Origin of the sequence: Nocardioides marmorisolisilvae (assembly GCF_031656915.1) — a bacterium.
Taxonomy (GTDB): Bacteria; Actinomycetota; Actinomycetes; order Propionibacteriales; family Nocardioidaceae; genus Marmoricola; species Marmoricola terrisoli.
In genome coordinates, this window is sequence record NZ_CP134227.1 from 2,787,388 (window position 1) to 2,808,136 (window position 20,749).

The following is a 20,749-nucleotide window of genomic DNA, read 5'->3' on the forward strand; positions in this document are numbered from 1 at the left end:
GTCGCTCAGGCTCAGCGCCTCGACCGGGCAGCGGCCGCGCGCGCAGTGCGGTCGAGCAGGATGCCCAGCGCGGTGATGGCGATGCCCGCGGCCAGGCCCTTGCCGAACAGCGGAACCTGGACGAACCCGGACACGACGAGATAGCCCAGGCTGCCCGCTCCGACCATGCCGCCGATGACCACCATCGACAGCACGTAGAGCAGGCCCTGGTTGGCCGCCAGTGCCAGCGACGACCGGGCCATGGGCAGCTGGACCTTGAGGATCATCTGCCACGACGTGATCCCGCTGGCACGGGCCGCCTCCACCGTGGTCGCCGAGACTCCGCGGATCCCGTCAGCGACGAGCTTGATCGAGATCGGCGCCGCGTAGGCGGTGGCGGCCACGATCGCGGTGAACCGCGACGGCGAGAACAGCGCCAGCGCCGGCACCAGGTAGACGAATGACGGGATCGTCTGGAAGCCGTCGAGGATCGGCCGGACCGCCGCGTCGACGCGCTGGCTGCGACCGATCCAGACCCCGATCACGACCGCGAGGATCATCACCAACACCGTGGCCACGACGGTGGTCGTGAGCGTGACCATGGTGTCGTTCCACAAGCCCGTCCCGAAGATCACCCCTTCGCAGACCAGCGTCGTCAGCAACGGCTTGATGCCGCCGATCACCCAGGACACGGCCAGCAGCACCGGCGCCATCAACCACCACGGGCTGTCGGCCAGCAGTTCCTGGAGCGGGTTGAGGAAGCCGTAGCTGATCACGTTCTTGAAGGCGTTGGAGACCCCGCCGAGCGCATTGACGATCGAGTCGGAGACCGAGTTGATCCCGTTGACGAGGTGAGCGCCTACGTCCAGCGAGGACGGGAACTGCGCCGCCTGGAGGTAGGTGTGGGAGAAGTAGATCGCGACCAGTGTCACCACCGCGCCGACGACCAGGGCGATCCTGCGCACCCTGGCCGCGCCCTCCTTCTGCCGGCCTCTGCGCTCCGACCGTTCGCTGGCGGCCGTGGTGGTCCGGTCGAGCGCGATCGCGATCACGACGATCAGCAGGCCGGGCACCGCGCCCTGGCCGACGTTGATGTTGGTCAGGCCCTGCAGCACGTCTGAGCCGAGGCCTGGGCCGTTGATGAAGCCGGCGATGACAGCCATCGACAAGGCGGCCAGCGTGCACTGGTTGATGCCGAGCACGATGGTCCGCCGCGCCATCGGGAGCTGCACCTTGCGGAGCAGTTGGCGCCGGGTCGCACCCAACGATGAGGCCGCCTCCTGGGTACTGGCCTCGACCGACCGGATGCCGTGCTCGGTGATGCGCACCAGTGGTGGAACCGAGTAGACGATCGTCAACACGATCGCGCAGGCCGCGCCGGGACCGAACAGGATGAAGAAGAACGGGATGTAGGCGAACGACGGCATCGTCTGCATCGCGTCCAGGACCGGCGTGATCACGGTCGAGACCCAGGCTCGCCGCGCCATCGCGATCCCGGTCGGGATGCCGATGAGCATGCTCACCACGACCGCGAGGATCGTGATGATCACCATGTCGATGCTGTCTTGCCAGTAGCCGAAGACTCCGAACAGCTGGGTGGCGACCAGCACCAGGACCATCGAACGCAGCCCGGCCGCCGCGTACGCGCACCAGGCGAAGATCGCGCTGACACCCAGCCAGCCGATCTGCGGAACGGGGAGGCCCGGAGCCGGATGGGAGAGCAGGTTCTGCAGCTGGGTGATCACCCAGTTGGCGAAGTCCGAGACGCTGCCGATCACACCGTGGAAGAACCAGTTGGTCTGACCTGCGGTCTGGATGTCGTCGCGGATGCCGTTGATCCAGTGCTGGACCCCGGTGAGCTGGACGAACGGCGTGGCGAGGGTGTCCCTGCCGCGGAAGAGCGCGTAGCCGATCCCCCAGACGACCACGATCCCGAGCAACAGCAGCCAGACCGGCCGCCGGGTCGGCTCGGCGACGTGCGGCTGTTCCTCCCGTGTGGTCGGTGGCCGTGCCACCGCTGGTGCGACGGTCATGGCTGGACGCCCTCCTCCGCGACTACCACCCGCAGGATGTCGTCGTCGTCGACGACGCCGAGGAACTCCTCGCCGTCGAAGACCCGGACCGGGCCGTCGACGTCGAGCACGTGCCGAGCGGCGTCCCGCACCACCTGGTCGGCCTGCAGCACGGGTCCGTCGGTCGTCTCGCCGTCACGCTGGGGTCGGGCGACCCAGCGCAGCGTGAGCACGTGCGACTTCGGCACGTCGCTGACGAAGTCCTTGACGTAGTCGTCAGCCGGCCGGGCGACGACCTCGTCGGGGGTGCCGATCTGGACGATCTCGCCGTCACGCATGATCAGGATGCGGTCGCCGAGCTTGAGCGCCTCGGCCAGATCGTGGGTGATGAACACCATGGTCTTGCGGACCTCGTGATGCAGCCGGATGACCTCGTTCTGCATGTCCCGGCGGATCAGCGGGTCGAGTGCGGAGAACGGCTCGTCGAACAGCAGCAGGTCGGGATCGCCGGCCAGCGCGCGGGCGAGGCCGACCCGCTGCTGCATCCCGCCGGAGAGCTGGTCGGGATAGGAGAGCTCGTAGCCGGAGAGCCCGACGAGGTCGATCATCTCCTGGGCCCGGTCGCGCCGCTCCGCCTTCCCGACCCCACGCACCTCGAGACCGAAGGCGATGTTGTCGCGCACGGAGCGGTGTGGCAGCAATCCGAAGTTCTGGAAGACCATCGCCACGTGCTTGCGGCGCAGCTCTCGGAGCTGACTCTCGTCGGCGGTCGTGATCTCCCGCCCGCTCATCACCACAGACCCGGCGCTGGGCTCGATCAGCCGGGTCAGCAGCCGGACCAGCGTCGACTTTCCCGAGCCCGACAGGCCCATCACCACGAACACCTCGCCCGGGGACACCTCGAAGGAGACGTCCTTGACCGCCATCACGCAGCCGGTCTTGGCCTGCAGGTCCTTGCGGGACAGGTCGGCGTCGGGGGTGCCGATGATCGAGCCGGCCTTGTTGCCGAAGATCTTCCACAGCGACTCGACCCGGAGCGCGGCGTCGCTGCTGTCCGGCGTCGCCGGAGCGGGGTGTAGGTCTGTGCTCATCAGGCGTCTTCCTTCGTGGTGGGTACGCCGGCGGCGTTGCGCTGGTCCCCTGGCGGGTAGAGCGGGGTGCTCTCGCGATAGCGGTAGTAGGGCACGTCGACCGCGGCCAGCGGCGTGTTTCCCGCAATCAGGTCGGCCGCCTTCTCGGCAACCATCATCACGGGGGCGTAGATGTTGCCGTTGGTGACGTAGGGGAAGACAGAGGCGTCGACGACCCGCAGACCGTCGACTCCGTGCACCCGCATCGTGTCCGGGTCGACCACGGACATCGGGTCCGCCTCGATCGAGCCCATCTTCGCCGTGCAGGAGGGGTGCAGCGCGGTCTCGGCATCGCGGGCGACCCAGTCGAGGATCTGCTCGTCGGTCTCCACGCTGGGCCCGGGAGAGAGCTCGCCGTCGTTGTACGGCGCGAACGCCGGCTGGGTGAGGATGTCGCGTGCGACCCGGATCGCCTCGACCCACTCCTTGCGGTCGGTCGGCGTGGACAGGTAGTTGAACTGCAGCGAGGGGTGCTCGCGCGGGTCGGTCGAGCGGATCAACACACGCCCGCGGGTGTCGGCGTACATCGGGCCGATGTGCACCTGGTAGCCGTGGCCCTCGGTGGGCGCGCTGCCGTCGTACCGGATCGCGATCGGCAGGAAGTGGAACATCAGGTTCGGGTAGTCGACGTCCTCGTTGCTGCGCGCGAAGCCGCCGCCCTCGAAATGGTTCGTCGCGCCCAGGCCCCTGCGGTGGACAAGCCAGTCGTAGCCGATCTTCGGCCGGTTCCGCATCCGCAGGCCGGGCGCGATCGAGACCGGCTGCTTCGACGCGTACTGGATGTAGACCTCGAGGTGGTCCTGGAGGTTCTCCCCGACGCCGGGAAGGTCCGCGACGACGGGTACGCCGAGCGCGGACAGCGCGGCCGCGTTGCCCACACCGGAGAGCTGCAGCAACTGAGGCGTGTTGATCGCACCACCGCAGAGGATCACCTCGCCGGCGGCGACGGTACGGCGACCTCGGCCTGCGCGGCGGTACTCCACCCCGGTCGCCCGCTTGCCGTCGAAGACCACCCGGGTGGCCATCGCCAGCGTCTCGACCCGCAGGTTCTTCCGGTTCATCACGGGGTGGAGGTAGGCCCGCGCCGCCGAGAGCCTGCGGCCGCGGTAGACGTTGCGGTCGAACTTGGCGAAGCCCTCCTGGCGGTAGCCGTTCACGTCGTCGGTGAGGTGGTAGCCGGCCTGCTGCACGGCCTCGAAGAACGCTCCGAACAAGGGGTTGTCCGCCGGGCCTCGCTCGAGCTTCAACGGGCCGTCGCCGCCGCGCCACTCGTCGGCGCCGGCGAGGCAGGTCTCCATCCGCTTGAAGTAGGGCAGGCAGTGCAGGTAGTCCCACGACTCCATCCCCGGGTCGGCCGCCCAGCGCTGGTAGTCCAGCGGGTTGCCACGCTGGAAGATCATCCCGTTGATGCTGCTCGACCCACCGAGGACCTTGCCCCGGGCGTGGAAGACCCGGCGTCCGCCCATGTGCGGCTCCGGATCGCTCTCGTACTTCCAGTCGTACAGGCGGTTGCCGATCGGGAACGGCAGCGCGGCCGGCATGTGGATGAACGGGTCGATCCGGAAGTCGGACCGGCCGGCCTCCAGCACCAGCACGCTGGTGCCCGGATCGGCACTGAGCCGGTTGGCGAGCGCACAACCGGCAGATCCGCCCCCCACGATGACGTAGTCGTAGCGGCCGCCCGCGGTCCGCGCGCTCACGCGAACCAGCCCTGGGCCGCGGGGTCGATGTTGTGCCAGATGTGCTTGGTCTCCTGGTACTCATCGAGGCCGGCCCGGCCGAGCTCCCGGCCGATCCCGGACTGCTTGTAGCCGCCCCACTCCGCCTGCGGGACGTACGGGTGGTAGTCGTTGATCCAGACCGTCCCCATCCGCAACCGGGCGGCGACCCGTTGGGCCTTGCCGGCGTCCTGGGTCCAGACCGCACCCGCGAGCCCGTAGATGCTGTCGTTCGCGATGGCGACCGCCTCGTCCTCGTCGGTGAAGGTCTCCACGGTCAGCACCGGCCCGAACGACTCGTCCTGGGTGACCGACATCGCGGACGAGCAGCGGTCGAGCACGGTGGGCGGGTAGTAGAACCCGTCGGCGAGCGCGGGGTCGTCGGGCCTAACGCCTCCACAGCGCAGGACCGCGCCCTCGGCGATCCCCGCGGCGACGTACCGCTCGACCTTGTCACGGTGCTGGGCGCTGGTCAGCGGGCCGGTCTGGGCCTTGTCGTCGAACGGGCCGCCGAGCCGGATCCGGCCGGCCCGCTCGACCACGGCGTCGACGAACTCGTCGTGGATCGACTCCTCGATCACCAGACGTGCACCGGCCGAGCAGACCTGGCCCGAGTGCAGGAAGACCGCGGCCAGGGCCAGGTCGAGGGCCGCTGCGCGGTCGGCGTCGGCGAAGACGACGTTGGGGTTCTTGCCGCCGAGCTCGAGGGCGACCCGTTTCACGGTTCCCGACGCGGCGGCCATGACCGCCTTGCCGGTAGCCAGACCACCGGTGAAGGAGACCAGGTCGACGCGCGGGTCCTCCGAGAGCGGAGCTCCGGCGTGCGGCCCGGAGCCGACCACCAGGTTCGCCACGCCAGCCGGCAGGCCGGCCTCGAGGAGCAGGCGGACCAGGTGGATCGCGGTGTGCGGGGTCAGCTCGCTGGGCTTGAGGACGAAGGTGTTTCCGGCGGCCAGGCACGGCGCCACCTTCCATGACGCCTGAAGCAGCGGGTAGTTCCACGGGGTGATCAGCCCGCAGACGCCGACCGGCTCGCGCACGATCCGGCTGACCACGCCGGGGTTGCCCGTGTCGACCACCCGTCCGGCGTGCTCCGCGGCCACGTGGCCGTAGTGGCGGAAGACGCCGACCACGTCCTCGATGTCGTACTCGCTCTCGACCAGCCGCTTACCGGTGTCCAGGGACTCCTCCCGCGCGAGCTGCGCCTTGTCGCGCACCAGCAGGTCGGCCACCCGGAGCAGCAGGTCTCCCCGCTGTCGCGCCGGAGTGCGCGGCCAGGGTCCCTCGTGGAAGGCTCGGTGCGCCGCGGCGATCGCCAGATCGGTGTCCTCCGGTCCGGCCTCGTCGATCTCCGCGACCAGGCTGCCGTCTGCGGGGCAGCGGATCTCTCGGCGACCGCCCGCACGGGCAGCCACCCAGCGTCCATCGTGGTGGATCTCCGGCAACCGCGAACCCCGCTCCTGTGTCGGTCGGTCCGGTCACGTGTTGCGCAGCACGCAACATGATGCCTGCAGCGCAACTCGCCCTGCCGTTGAGGATGATGCTCCGCCGGGGGTACGTCAAGCAGTCGGCGCAGACCGTGGCCTAACTGCGACGCCCCCAGCCCAGCCGGAACGACACCTCGCCGGCCGCGCGGAGCAGCTGCTCGACCGCCTCCGCGACGCGCTCGTCCGCCAGCCGGAAGGTCGGCCCGGAGACGCTCATCGAGGCGATCACGTCGCCGTGGGCGTTGCGGATCGGTGCAGCCACAGCGGTCAGCCCCCGCTCGAGCTCGTCGACCGCCTCGGCGTAGCCCCGCTCGCGCACCCGCGAGAGCTCGGATCGCAGCCGGCTCTTCCGGGTGATCGTCCGCTCGGTGTACGCCGGCAGCGTGGCGAGCGCAGCGTCGAGCTGGGCCCCGTCGAGCTCGCTGAGCAGAACCTTGCCGTTGCTGGTGGCATGGAGCGGGATGTGCTGGCCCACCCAGTTGTGCGACTGCAGTGACGAGGAGCCGGCGACCTGGTCGACGTAGAGCGCGGAGTTCTCCGAGAGCACCGCGAGGTTGACGGTCTCGCCGGTGTCTGCCGCCAGCTGGCGACAGATCGGGCGGGCCTCCTGGACCAGGTCCAGCCGGGCGGTGGTGGCGCCGGCCAGGCGCAGCATCCCGACTCCAAGGCGGTACTTGCCGCGGTCGCCGGTCTGCTCGACCAGGTCGTGGCCCTCCAGGGTGCTGACCAGCCGGAAGGCAGTGCTCTTGTGCACATCGAGCTCAGCGGCGATCTCGGTGACCCCGGCCTCACCGACCCTCGCCAGCACCTCGAGGATGTTCAAGGCGCGCTCGACGGACTGGACCCCCTCACCCGCACGTGCGATCGCCATGAGGGGAGAGTAGACGAACCTCGGCAGCGGTGGGCCGTTGCGCATCGCACGAAGTCGTCGCAGAATGCGCAACGACCCCCAACCGAACGAGGTGCCCATGGTGCTGCCCGTATCCGCGAACGCCAGCAGTCCGGCCGGCGACTTCGTGCTCACCATCGTGTGCCCCGACCGGCCCGGGATCGTGCACGCCGTCTCGGGCTTCCTGACCGGCCACGGCGGCAACATCATCGAGAGCCAGCAGTACGGGGACCAGCTGGTCGACCGCTTCTTCATGCGGATCGACTTCGAGGTCGCCGACAGCGGCGTCACCGCCGACCAACTCCGCGGGGAGTTCGCCGAGGTCGCGAGCCGGTTCGACATGCGGTTCGAGTTGTGGGACGCGGCCGCGCCGTACCGAACGCTCATCATGGTGTCCAAGCACCTGCACTGCCTCAACGACCTGCTGTTCCGGTACAGCACCCGCTCCCTGCAGATCGACATCCCCGCGGTGGTCTCCAACCACCCGGACGCCGAGCCGCTGGTCCGGTCCTACGGGATCCCGTTCCACCACGTCCCGGTCACCGCCGGCACCAAGGCGGAGGCCGAGGCCGAGGTCCTGCGTCTGGTCAAGGAGCATGGCGTCCACCTGGTCGTGTTGGCGCGCTATATGCAGGTGCTCAGCGACGACCTGTGCCGCGAGCTGTCCGGCAAGGCGATCAACATCCACCACTCGTTCCTGCCCAGCTTCAAGGGCGCCAAGCCCTACCACCAGGCCTTCGAGCGGGGCGTCAAGCTCGTCGGCGCGACCGCGCACTACGTGACCGCCGACCTTGACGAGGGTCCGATCATCGAGCAGGACGTGATGCGGGTCGACCATGCGCACACCCAGGAGCAGCTCGTCTCCGCCGGCCGGGATGTCGAGGCCCAGGTGCTGTCCCGCGCCGTTCGCTGGCACTCGGAGTCACGGGTCCTGCTCAACGGCCATCGCACGGTGGTCTTCCGCTGACCTCGGATCGGCCGGGGCCACCTCAGTCGCCGAGCTCCTTGCGGCGGCGTATGACGTACTCCTCCAGTTCGGCCCGCACTGCGTCGTCGAGCTCGGGAGCGACGTACTCCTCGAGCTTCTGCTTGTAGATCCTCTCGGCGCGCGCAGCGGCGTCCGTGCCTCCGTTGCGCATCCACCGCTCGTAGTTCTCCGAGGAGGAGAGCAGCGGGCGGTAGAAGCAGTCGCGGAACCGCTCCATGGTGTGCGCAGCGCCGAGGAAGTGGCCGCCGTGACCGACCTCCTCGTGGGCACCGAAGGCCATCGACGCCTCGTCTATCTCCAGGGGGGTGAACTCGGCCTGCAGCATCTGCAGGATCTCGATGTCCACGACGAACTTCTCGTAGCCGGCGACCAGGCCGCCCTCGAGCCAGCCGGCGGAGTGCATCACCCAGTTGGCGCCGGCAAGGAACGTCGGCAGCATCGTCATCAGCGCCTCGTACCCGGCCTGGGCGTCGGGCACCTGCGAGGAGGTCAGCCCGCCGCCGGTGCGGAACGGGAGCCCGAAGTGCCGGGCGATCTGGCCGGTGCAGAGCAGGCCGATCCCGGACTCCGGGGTGCCGAACGTGGGCGAGCCCGACTGCATGTCGATGTTGGACAGGAACGACCCGAAGATCACCGGGGTGCCGGGTCGGATCAGCTGAGAGAGCGCGATGCCCGACAGGGCCTCGGTGATCTGCTGGACCAGTGCCGCGGGGATCGTCACCGGTGACATCGCGCCCATCAGGATGAACGGCGTGAGGACCACGGGCTGGCCGGCGGCGGAGTACTCGAACTGGGCCTCGAGCATCCGGTCGTCCCAGCGCAGCGGCGAGTTGCAGTTGATCAGCGAGATCGACGCCGGCGTCCGCTCGATGTTCTCGCGACCGCCGAACAGGATCGAGCCCATCGCGATGGTGTCCGCGGCATTGACGCCCGAGACCACGTTGCCCATGTAGACCTTGTCGGTCAACGTCTGCAGCGCGTAGGTCATGTCGAGATGCCGGCTGTCCAGCGGAGTGTCATTCGGCTCGCAGATCACCCCGCCCGCGGAGTCGAGGACCGGGAAGGACTGCGCCAGCTTGGTGAAGTTGCGGAAGTCGTCCATGGTCGCGTCCCGGCGTACCTCCCCCTGGCGGACGAACGGTGGACCGTAGACGGCACCGAACGCCATCGAATCGCCGCCGATGTGGATGCTGTGCTCGGGGTTGCGGGCCCGGACGTCGAACTCGGCCGGCGCCTTGGCCACCTGGGCGAGGACGAAGTCGGGGTCGAGGAAGACGGTGTTGTCCTCCACGCGCTGACCGGCCTGGCGGAACAGCTCGAGGGCGCGGTCGTCGAGGAACTCCACGCCGATCTCGGTGATCAGCTTGCGCCAGCCCTTGTCCAGGGTCGCCAGCGCCTCCTCGGAGAGGATCTCGTAACGGGGCATCCGGTTGACGAACATCGGTCCTCCTGCGGCTCGCGGAATCGGCGGCGATCAGGCCACCGAAAGGCTTGACCCACCTCGCTCGGCATCCTAGCCTCATGATATGGGCACCTAGTTCCATATCATGGAACTCTGGTCCAGCGTCCGGCGACAGCGGCAGACGCGCAAGCAGGCCCCAAGACAGGCCCAAGACAGACAGACCCAGAAACAGGAGGAGACCGGTGGCCAGGTCCGTCGCGCCGAACACGGGTACTCAAGCGATCGACCGCGCAGCCTTGCTGGTGGCGACCGTGGTCCGCGCCGACGAGCCCCTGTCCTTCCTCGACCTGCACAGCGAGAGTGGGCTGCCCCGCTCGACCACCTCCCGGCTGCTGACCGCGCTCGAGCGCACCGAGCTGCTCGAGCGCAACAGCGCCGGCAGCTACGTCGCGGGGCCGCTGTTCTGGCTCTATGCCACCCGGCACGACCCGTGGGAGGAGCTGGTCCGGCTCGCCCGGCCCACGCTAGAGCGGATCGGCACCGAGACCGGTGAGACGGTCAACCTCTCCGTCGCCCGCGGCGAGCGGGTGGTCCAGGTCGCGCAGGTCGACTCGACCTATCTCCTCGGCACCCGCGACTGGACCGAGGTCGACGTGCCGGCGCACTGCTCGGCGCTCGGCAAGGTGCTGCTCGCGTACGGCGCTCTGGCGATGCCGACCGGGCCGCTCGAGCAGGTCACGCCGAGCACGATCACCGACCCCGCCACGCTGCGCCGGCAACTGGGTCAGGTCGTCCGCCGCGGCTACGCCAGCACGGTGGACGAGCTCGAGATCGGGCTCACCGGCATCGGTGCGCCGGTCCGCGGCAGTGGCGGTGAGGTCATCGCGGCACTGGGCGTCTCGGGCCCCAACCCGCGGCTGGAGGAGCGGCTCGACGAGGTCGGCCGGTTGTTGAGTGACCGAGGCGAGCAGCTTTCCGGGCTGCTCCGTCGGCGAACCCGAAAGGAAGGCGTTGCATGACACCCGAGGAGATTCTGCAAGGCCTGTACGACGACACGCTGGTGGGCAACGCGCCCCATGTGCTCGAGCTGACCCATGAGGGGCTGGCCCTGAACATGGAGCCGCAGACCCTGCTCTTCGACGCCCTGATCCCCTCGCTCGAGGAGGTGGGCGCCCGCTTCGAGCGTGGTGACTTCTTCGTTCCGGAGATGCTGATTGCCGGCCGCGCGATGGCCGGCGCGATGGAGGTGCTCCGACCCCTGCTCGCCGAGACCGGCGTCGAGACCATCGGCAAGTTCGTGATGGGAACCGTGAAGGGCGACGTGCACGACATCGGCAAGAACCTGGTCAACATCATGCTCGAGGGAGCCGGCTTCGAGGTCATCGACCTCGGGGTCCAGGTCGCTCCCGAGAAGTTCGTCGCGGCCATCGAGGAGCACCAGCCCGACATCGTCGGTTTCTCGGCGTTCCTGACCACCACCATGCCGATGTTCAAGGCCAACATGAACGCCCTTGAGAAGGGCGGCCTGCGCGATCAGGTGATCGTGATGGTCGGCGGAGCCCCCGTCACCCAGGAGTACGCCGATGCGGTCGGTGCCGACGGCTACGCAGCCGACGCCTCAGCGACCGTCAAGAAGGCCAAGGCTCTCCTCAAGGAGAAGCGCGCCAAGGTTCTCGCATGAGTGGTCCGTTCAACGCCCCGCACCTGGAGACGGTGCTGAGGTCAGCGACCCAGCAGGTGGTGATCGGTCACGACACCCGCTTCTGCCTGATCGGTGAGCGCATCAACCCCACCGGCCGGCGGATCTTCCAGGAGCAGCTCAAGGCCGGCGACCTCTCTGCCATCGAGCGGGACGTGAAGGCCCAGGTCGAGGGCGGAGCCGACGTACTCGACATCAACATGGGCGTCCCACTGACCGACGAGGCCGAGCTCCTCGCCAAGGCGATCACGTTGGTGCAGGCGCTCAGCGACAAGCCGATCTGCATCGACTCCTCGGTGGTGGAAGCCCTCGAGGCCGGACTCTCGGCGTACCAGGGAAGGGCGTTGGTCAACTCGATCACCGCGGAGGACGAGCGGATGGAGCAGGTGCTTCCGCTGGTCAAGAAGTACGACGCCGCCGTGATTGCCCTCCCGAACGACGCGGACGAGATCCCGATGGAGGTCGAGAAGCGGATCACCCTGACCCGCAAGATCATCGAGGTCGCCACCAAGGAGTACGGCATCGCTGCCGCGGATATCGTGATCGACCCGCTCGCGATGCCCATCGGCGCGGACTCCCAGATGGTCAACACCACCTTGGAGACGATGCGACGCATCCGTGACGAGTTCGGCGTGAACATGACCTGTGGCGCGTCCAATGTGTCGTTCGGGATGCCGGGTCGGCCAGCGCTGGGTGCAGCCTTCCTGCCGATGGCGATGACCGCCGGCCTGACCAGCGCGATCATGGACGCTCGCAGTCCGCAGATCGTCGAGGCGGTCAAGGCCGCCGACCTGATGCTCGGTCACGACGAGTGGGGCGGAGCCTGGATCGCCGCGCACCGGGCGCGGCAGGCGGCCGAGACCGCGGCCACCTCGTGACCCCGCGATGACCGACGGACCAGACTTCACCATCGCCGACGTCGTCGACGTCGCCCGTGAGGGCCTGATCGAGCCTCCGGGCGCCGACCAGGCCGTCCACGACGGCACCGGGCGGGTCAACCTCGCCTTCACCGTCATCACCGGGCCGGACTCGCCGCCGACCCAGCGCTCGGTGCGGGTGCCTCCCGGGGTGACCGTCTTCGACTCCGCCTCGTGGAACGGCATCGCGATCGACTCCACCTGTGGTGGGCACGGCACCTGCCACAAGTGTCGGGTGCAGATCGCCGGCGAGGGCGTCCCGATCACCCGGCACGATGTACGCACGTTCAGTCCGGAGCAGCTCGACGACGGCTGGCGGCTGGCCTGTCTGGTCAACGCGACCCGCGACCTCGCCGTCCAGGTGCCGCCTCTGACCACCCGGCCGAAGGCTGCGACGGTCGGCGTCGGGCGGCAGGTGATCCTGCATCCCGCGATTCAGAAGCGGTACGTCGAGCTCGACGAGCCCACTCTGGCCGACCAACGCACCGACCTGGTTCGGCTGACCGACGCGATCACCGACCTCGAGCTGACCGCCGACCTGCACGTGCTGCGCCGGCTGCCCACGGTACTGCGCGCCGCCGACTTCAAGGTCACCGCAGTGATCGTCGACGAGGACCTGATCGACGTGGAGCCGGGCGACACCACCTCGACCCGCTACGCGATCGCGTTCGACCTCGGCACCACCACGGTGGTGGCAACGCTGCTCGATGTCGGCACCGGCACACCGGTCGCCGTGGCGTCGATGCTCAACAAGCAGCAGCCGTTCGGTGGCGACGTGATCTCGCGGATCAGCGCGACCATGATGGACAAGGACACCCTCGGCCGGCTGCAGGAGGCCGCCGGCGCGACCCTCGCCGAGCTGGCGAGCGACGTGTGCCGCGAGGGCGGCGTCGATCCGGCCCAGGTCTATGAGGTGGCGATCGCGGGCAACGCGACCATGACCGCGCTCGCGCTCGGCATCGATCCCGAGCCGATCGGAGTCGCGCCGTTCGTGATGGCCACCAGCCAACCGCCGTCGGTGCTGGCCACCGACCTCGGGCTGAGCCTGCATCCGCGCGCTCGCGCCGTCTTCTTCCCCGCCCTCGGTGCGTACGTCGGCGGAGACATCGTCGCGGGGATGCTGGCAACGGGCATGGACCGGGACAAGCGCACCCGGCTGTTCATCGACGTCGGTACCAACTGCGAGATCGTGCTCAGCGACGGCGACACGATCCTGTCCACCGCGGCGCCCGCTGGACCGGCCTTCGAGGGTGGCGCCATCCGCTGCGGCATGCGCGCCGCCGACGGTGCGATCGAAGTCATCAAGGTCGACCCGGCCGCCGAGCCGGGCACGGACCCGGTGATCCTCGGGGTGATCGGCGACGTGGAGCCGCGCGGCCTGTGTGGCTCGGGCCTGGTCGACGCCGTGGCTGAGCTGGTCAGGGTCGGGCTGCTCGACGACTCGGGGCGCTTCATCTCTGAGGAAGCGGCCAAGGAGATCGCGCCGGCCATCGCCGATCGACTGACGAAGCTGGGCGAGGAGCGGGTCTTCCTGCTGCACCGACCCACACCCCACGCCGATCCCGCCGAGTGCGTGTACCTCTCGCAACGCGACGTACGCGAGCTGCAGTTCGCCAAGGCGGCGATCTCCACCGGCTGGACATTGTTGCTCGAACAGCTCGGCCTGGAGCATCGCGACATCCAGCAGGTGCTCCTTGCCGGCTCCTTCGGCAGTTACCTCAGCCCCGCATCGGCAGTGCGGATCGGACTGGTCCCACGCCTGCCGGTGTTGCGAATCGTGGCGGCCGGGAACGTCGCCGGCGAAGGCGCGAAGATGGCCCTGCTGTCGCTGCGCGAGCGCACCGGGGCGACGGCGTTGCTGGAGGAGGTGGCCTATGTCGAGCTCTCCGACCGCCCCGACTTCAACGACAAGTTCGTCGAGCAGCTCGCCTTCGGTGGCTGAGGTGGGCCGCGTCGCCCTGATCGCCTGCGGCGCGCTGGCCCAGCCCGCCGCCGCGATCGCCGAACGACGTGGCTGGGCGATGGACGTGCATCCGCTCCCTCCCCTGCTGCACAACCAGCCGAAGCGGATCTCCGGTGAGGTGCGGGCACTCGCCGAGGTACTGCGCCCGCGCTACGCGAAGATCGTGATCGGGTACGCCGACTGCGGCACCTACGGTGCACTCGACGAGGTCTGTGCCGACCTGGGCCTCGAGCGACTGCCGGGGCTGCACTGCTACGACGTCTTCGGCGGTGCCTCCCGGCTGGAGAGGTTCTTCGCCGACCAGCCGGGCACCTATGTGCTCACCGACTTCCTGGTGCGCTCCTTCGCCCGCACCGTGGAGCGCGAGCTGGGCCTCGACCGCTATCCCGAGTTGCGCGACGACTACTTCGGCGCCTACACGCGGGCGGTGTGGCTGGCGCAGGAGCCGGGTGACGACGAGTTGGTGCAGCTGGCCCGAGCCGCCGCCGATCGGATGGGCCTGCCGCTGACCGTCGTACCCACCGGCGACCGCGGCCTGGAGACCGCACTCGAGAGTCTGGTCCCGATCCAGGCTGGGTAGCCCGCCAGGTCGTGCCGAGCCGGGCGATCAGGCCTTGAGCCGCTCCAGCAGGTCGCTGCGCCAGGCCTCGGTCTCGGCGACCTGGTTGAAGGTGAAGACGTGCAGACCCTCGACCAGCGCCTCGGGCGGGGCGAGGACCGGTGCGCACTGCTCGAGGAAGCGCTCGCCGGTGAACCCACCGGGGGCCGCGAGCCGCAGGAAGGTGCCGCGGTGCTTCGAGAGGAACCGGGTGGACTCGCCCACCCCGATCTTGGTGGCCATGTTGAGCAGCTTCGCCCGGTCGATCGGGCCGGGCATGCCCAGCAGCAGCGGCATCGTCACGCCGCGGCCGCGCATCCGCTTGATCCAGGCCCTGATCGCCGCCGGATCGAAGGTCAGGTTGCTCACCACGTGGGTGGCGTACTGCCGCTTGTCCCACATCGACTGCACCGTCAGGTCGTCGCTGATCGTCGGATGCGTCTCGGGATAGCCGGTCACGCCGACGTGCGAGAAGGGGTCGCCGAGCTCGTGCAGGTCGGCCAGCAGCGAGAACGCATCGGGGTAGTCACCGGCCGGCTCGGCATCGCCGCCGGGCACGAAGATCGATCGAATCCCCTTGCCAGTAAGGCGATCGCAGATCTCCGACAGCTCGGTGCGGTTGGTGACCATCCGCGCCGCGAGATGCGGGACCACGTCGTACCCGTGGCCGGTGAGACGTTCGGCCAGGTCGAAGGTCGACTCCAGGCCCTTGCCCGGGGATGCGGTGATCGTGACGACCCGCTCGATGGGCAGGTGGGTGAGCACCTTGTCCTCGGTGGAGGGGGTGGGCAGCACCTCGTAGCGGGCGTTCTCCAGCAGCCGGATCATCGCCGCCGTGGTCGCTTTGTTGCGCATTAAGGAACTCGTTTCGTGATGCGCACCAGTGTCGCGATCAGAGTACGCCGCCCGCGGGCGCAGGTACAGGCCTCGTTCGGCCCCGCCCGACGGGTCCTCCCGAGCGGAACTGCCGCGGCGACGCCGCGGCGTACGACACGTGGACGGTCAGTCGCTTCCCACGCCGCCGAGCACGCGGCCTGCGATCCACGCGATCGTGTCTGCGGTCTGCTGTGGAGAACCGCCCGGCTGCATGATGTGGCTGAGCACCAGTCGGACGACCAGGTCGATCAGGCCCTCGACGCGCTCGTCATCGAGGCCGGTCGGATAGCGGTGGACGTGCTCGCGGAGCATCTGTCGGGCCATGTCGAGCAGCGGTGCGGAGTTGGTCGTCAGCAGGGGCAGCAGGTCGCTCTCGGCACCCTGACGGCTGGCCAGGATCGCCCGCAGCAGCGGATTGGTCTCGCCGAGCTCGAGCGCTCCCCGGGCCGCGGCGCGGACCGCCTCGACCAGGTCGTCGGGGTTGTCGGTGAACGCCTGGTCCACGCGGTCGAGGAAGTGACCGAGCTCGGTCATCACCATCGCCTCGGCCAACTGCGGCTTGCCGCCGAGCTCGTTGTAGACCGTCTGCCGGCTCACCCCGACCCGGTCGGCCAGCTTCGCCATCGTCAGGGTCGACCAGCCATGCTCGGCGGTGAGCCGGATGGCGGTCGAGATCAGCCGCGACCGGATCGAACGGTCGTCGGTGGAGGCCGCCGGTGCCATGCCGGGCAGCCGGGACCGGAGCACCGATCGTGCCGACGCCATGACGCTCAGCCCTCCAGGGTCAACGCGAGCGCGGGGCAGGCCTGCACGGCCGCGTGCACCTTCGCCCGGTCCGACTCCGGCGGCGAGTCGTCCAGGACGTGCATCACGTCGTCGTCATCGAGCTGGAAGTACTCGTGCGCCATCGCCTCGCACATGCCGTGCCCGTCGCACAGGTCACGGTCCACCACGATCCGCATCAGGCGGCCGCAACCGGCTCGATGGCCACGAAGTCGATCTTCTCGCGCACCCCGCAGTCGGGGCAGCACCAGTCGTCGGGGATGTCGGCCCACGACGTGCCGGCTGCGAACCCCTCGTGCTCGCAGCCCGCGGCCACCTCGTAGACGAAGCCGCAGCCGGGGCACCGGGCCGCCAGCACCTCCGCGGCCTTCGCTGCCGCCGCGGCAGCAGCGTCAGCCTCGACCTTGGCGACCCGGGCCGCCTCGTGCTCGGTCAGGCCGTACTTCGCCAGGATCTTCGCGCGCTTGCGGGGCTGGATGTTCGCCAGGGTCAGGTCGCCGCCGAAGTGGGCCACCACCCGCGGGTCCATCACGCGTCGGTAGACCGGCGGGATCAGCGCAAGCACGATCATCCCGGCGTACCCCGTCGGCAGCACTGGCGACTCCTCGAAGTCACGCAGCGTCTGGTAGCGACGGGTCGGGTTCGCGTGGTGGTCGCTGTGCCGCTGCAGGTGATAGAGCAGCACGTTGGTGGCGATGTTGTTCGAGTTCCAGCTGTGCGAGGGGTCGACCCGCTCATAGCGCTGGCGCTCGCCGACGCCGACCTTCTGCCGCAGCATTCCGTAGTGCTCCATGAAGTTGACCACTTCGAGCAGCGAGAAGCCGATCACGGCCTGCAGCACCAGGAACGGAATCACCGCGAAACCGTTGAGCCCGCCGATCTCGAGGGCGGCGACCAGGCCGACCCACAGTACGGCGGTCATCAGCCAGGCGTTGAGCACGTCGTTGCCCCAGTGGAATGGACGCCTTCCCTTGCGGGCGTAGCGCTTCCGCTCCAGGTTCCACGCACTCCTCAGGGAGCCGATCACGGTGCGCGGCCAGAACTGGTAGAAGTTCTCCCCGAACCGGCTGCTCGCCGGGTCCTCGGGCGTTGCGACACGGACGTGATGTCCGCGGTTGTGCTCGATGTAGAAGTGGCCGTAGGCGACCTGGGCCAGGGCGATCTTCGACAGCCACCGCTCGTTGGCCTCGCGCTTGTGGCCGAGCTCGTGCGCGGTGTTGATGCCGATCCCGCCGACGCAGCCGATCGAGATCGCGATGGCCACCTTGTCCAGCAGCGAGAGGTCCTGGTCGAACCAGCCGCCGAGGTGACCACCGGCGATCAGGTACATCGCGCCGACGAAGCCGACGTACTGGATCGGCAGGAAGAGGTAGGTGATCCAGCGGTAGTACTTGTCCTTCTCCAGGGCCTCGATCGCGTCGTCGGGCGGGTTGGAGCGGTCCAGCCCCGCGACCAGGTCGATGGCCGGGACCACGCCGAGGATCACGATCGGCCCGATCCAGAACCACACACCCACGCCGGTGTACTTGTAGCCGACGATCGCGACGAAGGCGAGGGACGGCACGACCAGGCCGATCAGCCAGAGGTAGCGCTTCTTGTCGCGCCAGATCTCCGTCGTCCCTGCGGGCACTGTCGAGTTCGGAACTGTCTGGGCGACGTCTCCGGGATTCATCTCGGCCTCCTCGTACGCGGCGCCATGCCGCTTTACAAAAGACTACGACCTGTCAAGGACGTTTGACAAGAGGCGACCGAATGTAAAGTTGCAACCAAGGTCAGCCGCCGCGGGGTCGCCGCGTCGGGCGCACGAGCCGAGCCCGTCAGTCCAGCTCGCGGGTCAGAACGAGCTCCCCGGTGACCTCGGCCGGCTCCCGCAGGTCGGCGCGGTTGCGGTGCCCGCCGGCGACGACCCGGAGCACCATGCCGCGCTCGAGGCGGAGGTCGGTATGCCGGCGATCGACGTCGGCCACCCGGCCCCGCACCCGGTAGCGCGCGCCGCCCAGCCGCTCGACCTCACCGACAGGCCCCGCCGGGAGCACGTCGGAATCGGCGCGCAGGCTCAGCCGGCCGCCCACGCGACCGCCCGCGACCAGACCGCCGAGCAGCCCTGGGTCCACCCGCGCCGTGAAGGTCGCTCCCGCCATCGTGAACGTGACCAGGTCGCCGTCGACGAGCTCGACCTGGCGCACCGCCCACCGTCTCCGACGCAGCCAGATGGCCGCGAGCAGCAGTGCCAGGACCCCGTCGCCCACCAGCGCGACGACCCCGAGGATGGCACTCGACACCTCGCCCGCCGGGCGGTTCTCCGACGGATGCCCCGGTACGACGCGCACCGCGATCCGACCGCTCGCGACCGCCACCCGGTAGTGCGCGGAGTCGATCCGGGCGGCGTACGTCGTGCGCTGCGGGTCGACGTCGGCCGGGAGCCGGAACCGGACGAACTGGCGCCCGGCCACCGAGTCGTGCCCGACGACCACTGCCTTGACATCGCGTCCCGACGAGGCCAACCGCAGACCGACCCAGGCCTCGTGCGCCCACGGCAGGTTGACCAGCACCGCGACCACCAGCAGGGCGAGGATGCGGCGCATGGCCGAACGCTACCGAGCGGTGACCCCTAGGATGGCGCGACCGGTCGCGTGGAGCCGAGGGAAGAGGGAGCAGATGCCGATCCAGGTCGTGATCCTTGCCGCCGGTCTGGGCACCCGGCTGGGCAAGCCCCATCCGAAGCCGCTGACCCCGCTGACCTCCGGTCAGAGCATCATGCGCCGCGCCGTCGACCTGCTCCGGGACGCCTACCGAGACGAGGTCTTCGTCACCGCGGTCGTCGGGTTCAAGCTCGACCTGGTGATCGAGGCGATGCCGGACATCTCGTTCGTCTACAACGAGGTCTACGACTCGACCAACACCTCGAAGAGCCTGCTCAAGGCGTTGACGCTGAGCCAGCCCGGCGGCGTGCTGTGGATGAACGGCGACGTCGTCTTCGACCGGCGCGTGCTGGACCTGGTGCACCAGCGGATCCAGGAGGGCAAGAGCTTCGTCTGCGTCAACACCTCCTCGGTCGCCGAGGAGGAGGTGAAGTACACCCTCGACGACACCGGCCACGTCAAGGAGCTGTCCAAGACCGTGGTCGGTGGGCTCGGTGAGGCGGTCGGCATCAACTACGTAGCGGACGCGGACAAGGCTGCGCTGGTCGCCCGGCTCGCCGAGTGCGACGAGCAGGACTACTTCGAACGCGGCATCGAGGTCGCCATCGAGAAGGACGGTCTGCAGATCGAGGCGGTGGACATCTCGGCGTACGAGGTCGTCGAGGTGGACTTCGACGACGACCTGACCCGCGCCAACGAGTTCGTCGGCGAGGTGCGCTAGACGGGGCGGTCTATGGTCGGGAGCATGCCGAGCTCGGATCCGGTGCTGCTTCCTGCCGACGCCTGTGAGCGCGTCGTACCCAGTGACGCGACGTGCGGCGAGTCGCCGATGTGGTCCCGCGGCGCGGGTGTGCTGCACTGGACGGACAACGTCGGACGCACCGTGCACCGCTTCGACCCGGGCACCGGCGAGCCCACGTCGGTCGGCCTGTCCGAGGACGTGATGGACATCGGGCTGCGTGAGGAGGGCCTTGTCGTGGTGACCGCCAAGGCGTTCGCGCTGTGCGATCCCAGCACCGGTGAGCTGCAGCCCCTCGCCGCCGTGGAGGAGGACCGGCCGGACAACCGGTTCAACGACGGGAAGGTGGACCGGCGCGGCCGATTCTGGGCCGGCAGCATGAACGGCAAGCACTGGCAGCAGCCGACCGGGGCGCTCTACCGGTTCGGCGGCGACCGTCGACCCGAGCTGGTGCTCGACGGATTGGTCTGCGCCAACGGCCTGGGCTGGAGTCCCGACGACACGGTCTTCTACCTGGGCGAGAGCTTCCGGCACGCGATCTTCGCCTACGACTTCGATCTCGACAGCGGATCGGTTTCGGGCCGCCGCCTCTTCGCCGAGGTCGATCCGGACAGCGGCGGCTTCCCCGACGGGCTGACCGTCGACGCCGACGGTGGCGTCTGGAGCGTGCACAACGGCGCGGGTCGGGTGGTCCGGTACGCGCCCGACGGCTCGGTCACGCACGTGGTCGCCGTACCCGTGCCGCAGCCGACCAGCTGCATCTTCGGCGGCCCCGACCTGGACGTGCTCTACGTGACGACGTCACGCCAGGACATGTCCGACGAGCAGCTCGCGGAGCATCCCGACTCCGGCAGCGTCTTCGCGGTCGTGCCTGGGTTCGCGGGACTGCCAGAGCCGTTGTGGGCCGGATGATCCGCAGCCCGCGCG

19 protein-coding genes are annotated in these 20,749 nt (G+C 69.2%); 8 read left to right on the top strand and 11 right to left on the bottom strand.

The genetic code is table 11. From position 1 onward, the window contains the following. Window positions 1-11 precede the first annotated feature (11 nt). From Q9R13_RS13395 to Q9R13_RS13415, 5 genes are all read right to left on the bottom strand, one after another. Window positions 12-2,012 (bottom strand): ABC transporter permease, encoded by a 2,001-nt coding sequence (locus Q9R13_RS13395; RefSeq protein WP_310961674.1) that lies wholly within the window; start codon window positions 2,010-2,012, stop codon window positions 12-14. Further along, window positions 2,009-3,082 carry a quaternary amine ABC transporter ATP-binding protein gene (locus Q9R13_RS13400; RefSeq protein WP_310961675.1) on the bottom strand — a complete coding sequence of 358 codons (1,074 nt, stop codon included), beginning with the start codon at window positions 3,080-3,082 and terminating at the stop codon, window positions 2,009-2,011. Before Q9R13_RS13400 ends, Q9R13_RS13395 begins: the two co-directional genes overlap by 4 nt. Continuing rightward, on the bottom strand, window positions 3,082-4,821 hold the full coding sequence (gene betA / locus Q9R13_RS13405) for a choline dehydrogenase (protein ID WP_310961676.1): 1,740 nt from the start codon (window positions 4,819-4,821) through the stop codon (window positions 3,082-3,084). Before betA ends, Q9R13_RS13400 begins: the two co-directional genes overlap by 1 nt. Then, the gene (locus Q9R13_RS13410; protein WP_310961677.1) at window positions 4,818-6,254 is read right to left on the bottom strand and encodes an aldehyde dehydrogenase family protein; all 1,437 of its coding nucleotides are present in this window, start codon (window positions 6,252-6,254) and stop codon (window positions 4,818-4,820) included. The genes betA and Q9R13_RS13410 overlap by 4 nt, the downstream gene beginning before the upstream one ends. 169 nt (window positions 6,255-6,423) lie before the next feature. Continuing rightward, complete coding sequence (locus tag Q9R13_RS13415; protein WP_310961678.1) at window positions 6,424-7,197, bottom strand: IclR family transcriptional regulator; 774 nt, start codon at window positions 7,195-7,197, stop codon at window positions 6,424-6,426. Between the two features lie 97 nt (window positions 7,198-7,294). Between Q9R13_RS13415 and purU the strand changes: the two genes are divergently transcribed. Next, complete coding sequence (gene purU / locus Q9R13_RS13420) at window positions 7,295-8,182, top strand: formyltetrahydrofolate deformylase (protein WP_310961679.1); 888 nt, start codon at window positions 7,295-7,297, stop codon at window positions 8,180-8,182. Between the two features lie 22 nt (window positions 8,183-8,204). On the opposite strand, the gene Q9R13_RS13425 is transcribed toward purU, so the two are convergent. Beyond that, a complete protein-coding gene (locus tag Q9R13_RS13425) occupies window positions 8,205-9,644 on the bottom strand; it encodes a trimethylamine methyltransferase family protein (RefSeq protein WP_310961680.1) in 1,440 nt (479 codons plus the stop codon). A 203-nt stretch (window positions 9,645-9,847) separates the two neighbouring features. Between Q9R13_RS13425 and Q9R13_RS13430 the strand changes: the two genes are divergently transcribed. From Q9R13_RS13430 to Q9R13_RS13450, 5 genes are read left to right on the top strand one after another with little or no spacing between them, the layout of a single operon-like run. After that, entirely contained in the window at window positions 9,848-10,624 is a 777-nt protein-coding gene (locus Q9R13_RS13430; RefSeq protein WP_310961681.1) for an IclR family transcriptional regulator, read from the top strand. Beyond that, window positions 10,621-11,286, top strand: coding sequence for a corrinoid protein (locus tag Q9R13_RS13435; protein WP_310961682.1), 666 nt, complete (start codon window positions 10,621-10,623; stop codon window positions 11,284-11,286). Before Q9R13_RS13430 ends, Q9R13_RS13435 begins: the two co-directional genes overlap by 4 nt. Then, window positions 11,283-12,182, top strand: coding sequence for a dihydropteroate synthase (locus tag Q9R13_RS13440; RefSeq protein WP_310961683.1), 900 nt, complete (start codon window positions 11,283-11,285; stop codon window positions 12,180-12,182). The genes Q9R13_RS13435 and Q9R13_RS13440 overlap by 4 nt, the downstream gene beginning before the upstream one ends. Before the next feature lie 7 nt (window positions 12,183-12,189). Further along, entirely contained in the window at window positions 12,190-14,163 is a 1,974-nt protein-coding gene (locus Q9R13_RS13445; protein ID WP_310961684.1) for an ASKHA domain-containing protein, read from the top strand. Continuing rightward, window positions 14,156-14,764 (top strand): DUF1638 domain-containing protein, encoded by a 609-nt coding sequence (locus Q9R13_RS13450; RefSeq protein ID WP_310961685.1) that lies wholly within the window; start codon window positions 14,156-14,158, stop codon window positions 14,762-14,764. The genes Q9R13_RS13445 and Q9R13_RS13450 overlap by 8 nt, the downstream gene beginning before the upstream one ends. 27 nt (window positions 14,765-14,791) lie before the next feature. On the opposite strand, the gene Q9R13_RS13455 is transcribed toward Q9R13_RS13450, so the two are convergent. From Q9R13_RS13455 to Q9R13_RS13480, 5 genes are all read right to left on the bottom strand, one after another. After that, the gene (locus Q9R13_RS13455) at window positions 14,792-15,637 is read right to left on the bottom strand and encodes a methylenetetrahydrofolate reductase (protein ID WP_310961686.1); all 846 of its coding nucleotides are present in this window, start codon (window positions 15,635-15,637) and stop codon (window positions 14,792-14,794) included. 147 nt (window positions 15,638-15,784) lie between these two features. Continuing rightward, window positions 15,785-16,423: a TetR/AcrR family transcriptional regulator gene (locus Q9R13_RS13460; RefSeq protein WP_310961687.1), complete on the bottom strand. Its 639-nt coding sequence runs from the start codon at window positions 16,421-16,423 to the stop codon at window positions 15,785-15,787. A gap of 5 nt (window positions 16,424-16,428) precedes the next feature. Continuing rightward, window positions 16,429-16,620 (bottom strand): ferredoxin, encoded by a 192-nt coding sequence (locus tag Q9R13_RS13465; protein ID WP_310961688.1) that lies wholly within the window; start codon window positions 16,618-16,620, stop codon window positions 16,429-16,431. Beyond that, window positions 16,620-18,113, bottom strand: a complete 1,494-nt coding sequence (locus Q9R13_RS13475) for a fatty acid desaturase (RefSeq protein ID WP_397218083.1) — start codon at window positions 18,111-18,113, stop codon at window positions 16,620-16,622. Before Q9R13_RS13475 ends, Q9R13_RS13465 begins: the two co-directional genes overlap by 1 nt. Window positions 18,114-18,258: 145 nt before the next feature. Beyond that, the gene (locus Q9R13_RS13480) at window positions 18,259-19,026 is read right to left on the bottom strand and encodes a hypothetical protein (RefSeq protein ID WP_310961689.1); all 768 of its coding nucleotides are present in this window, start codon (window positions 19,024-19,026) and stop codon (window positions 18,259-18,261) included. 73 nt (window positions 19,027-19,099) lie between these two features. On the opposite strand from Q9R13_RS13480, the gene Q9R13_RS13485 reads away from it, so the two are divergent. Beyond that, on the top strand, window positions 19,100-19,804 hold the full coding sequence (locus tag Q9R13_RS13485; protein ID WP_310961690.1) for a phosphocholine cytidylyltransferase family protein: 705 nt from the start codon (window positions 19,100-19,102) through the stop codon (window positions 19,802-19,804). 24 nt (window positions 19,805-19,828) lie between these two features. Beyond that, on the top strand, window positions 19,829-20,734 hold the full coding sequence (locus Q9R13_RS13490) for an SMP-30/gluconolactonase/LRE family protein (RefSeq protein WP_310961691.1): 906 nt from the start codon (window positions 19,829-19,831) through the stop codon (window positions 20,732-20,734). The last annotated feature ends 15 nt before the right edge of the window (window positions 20,735-20,749 follow it).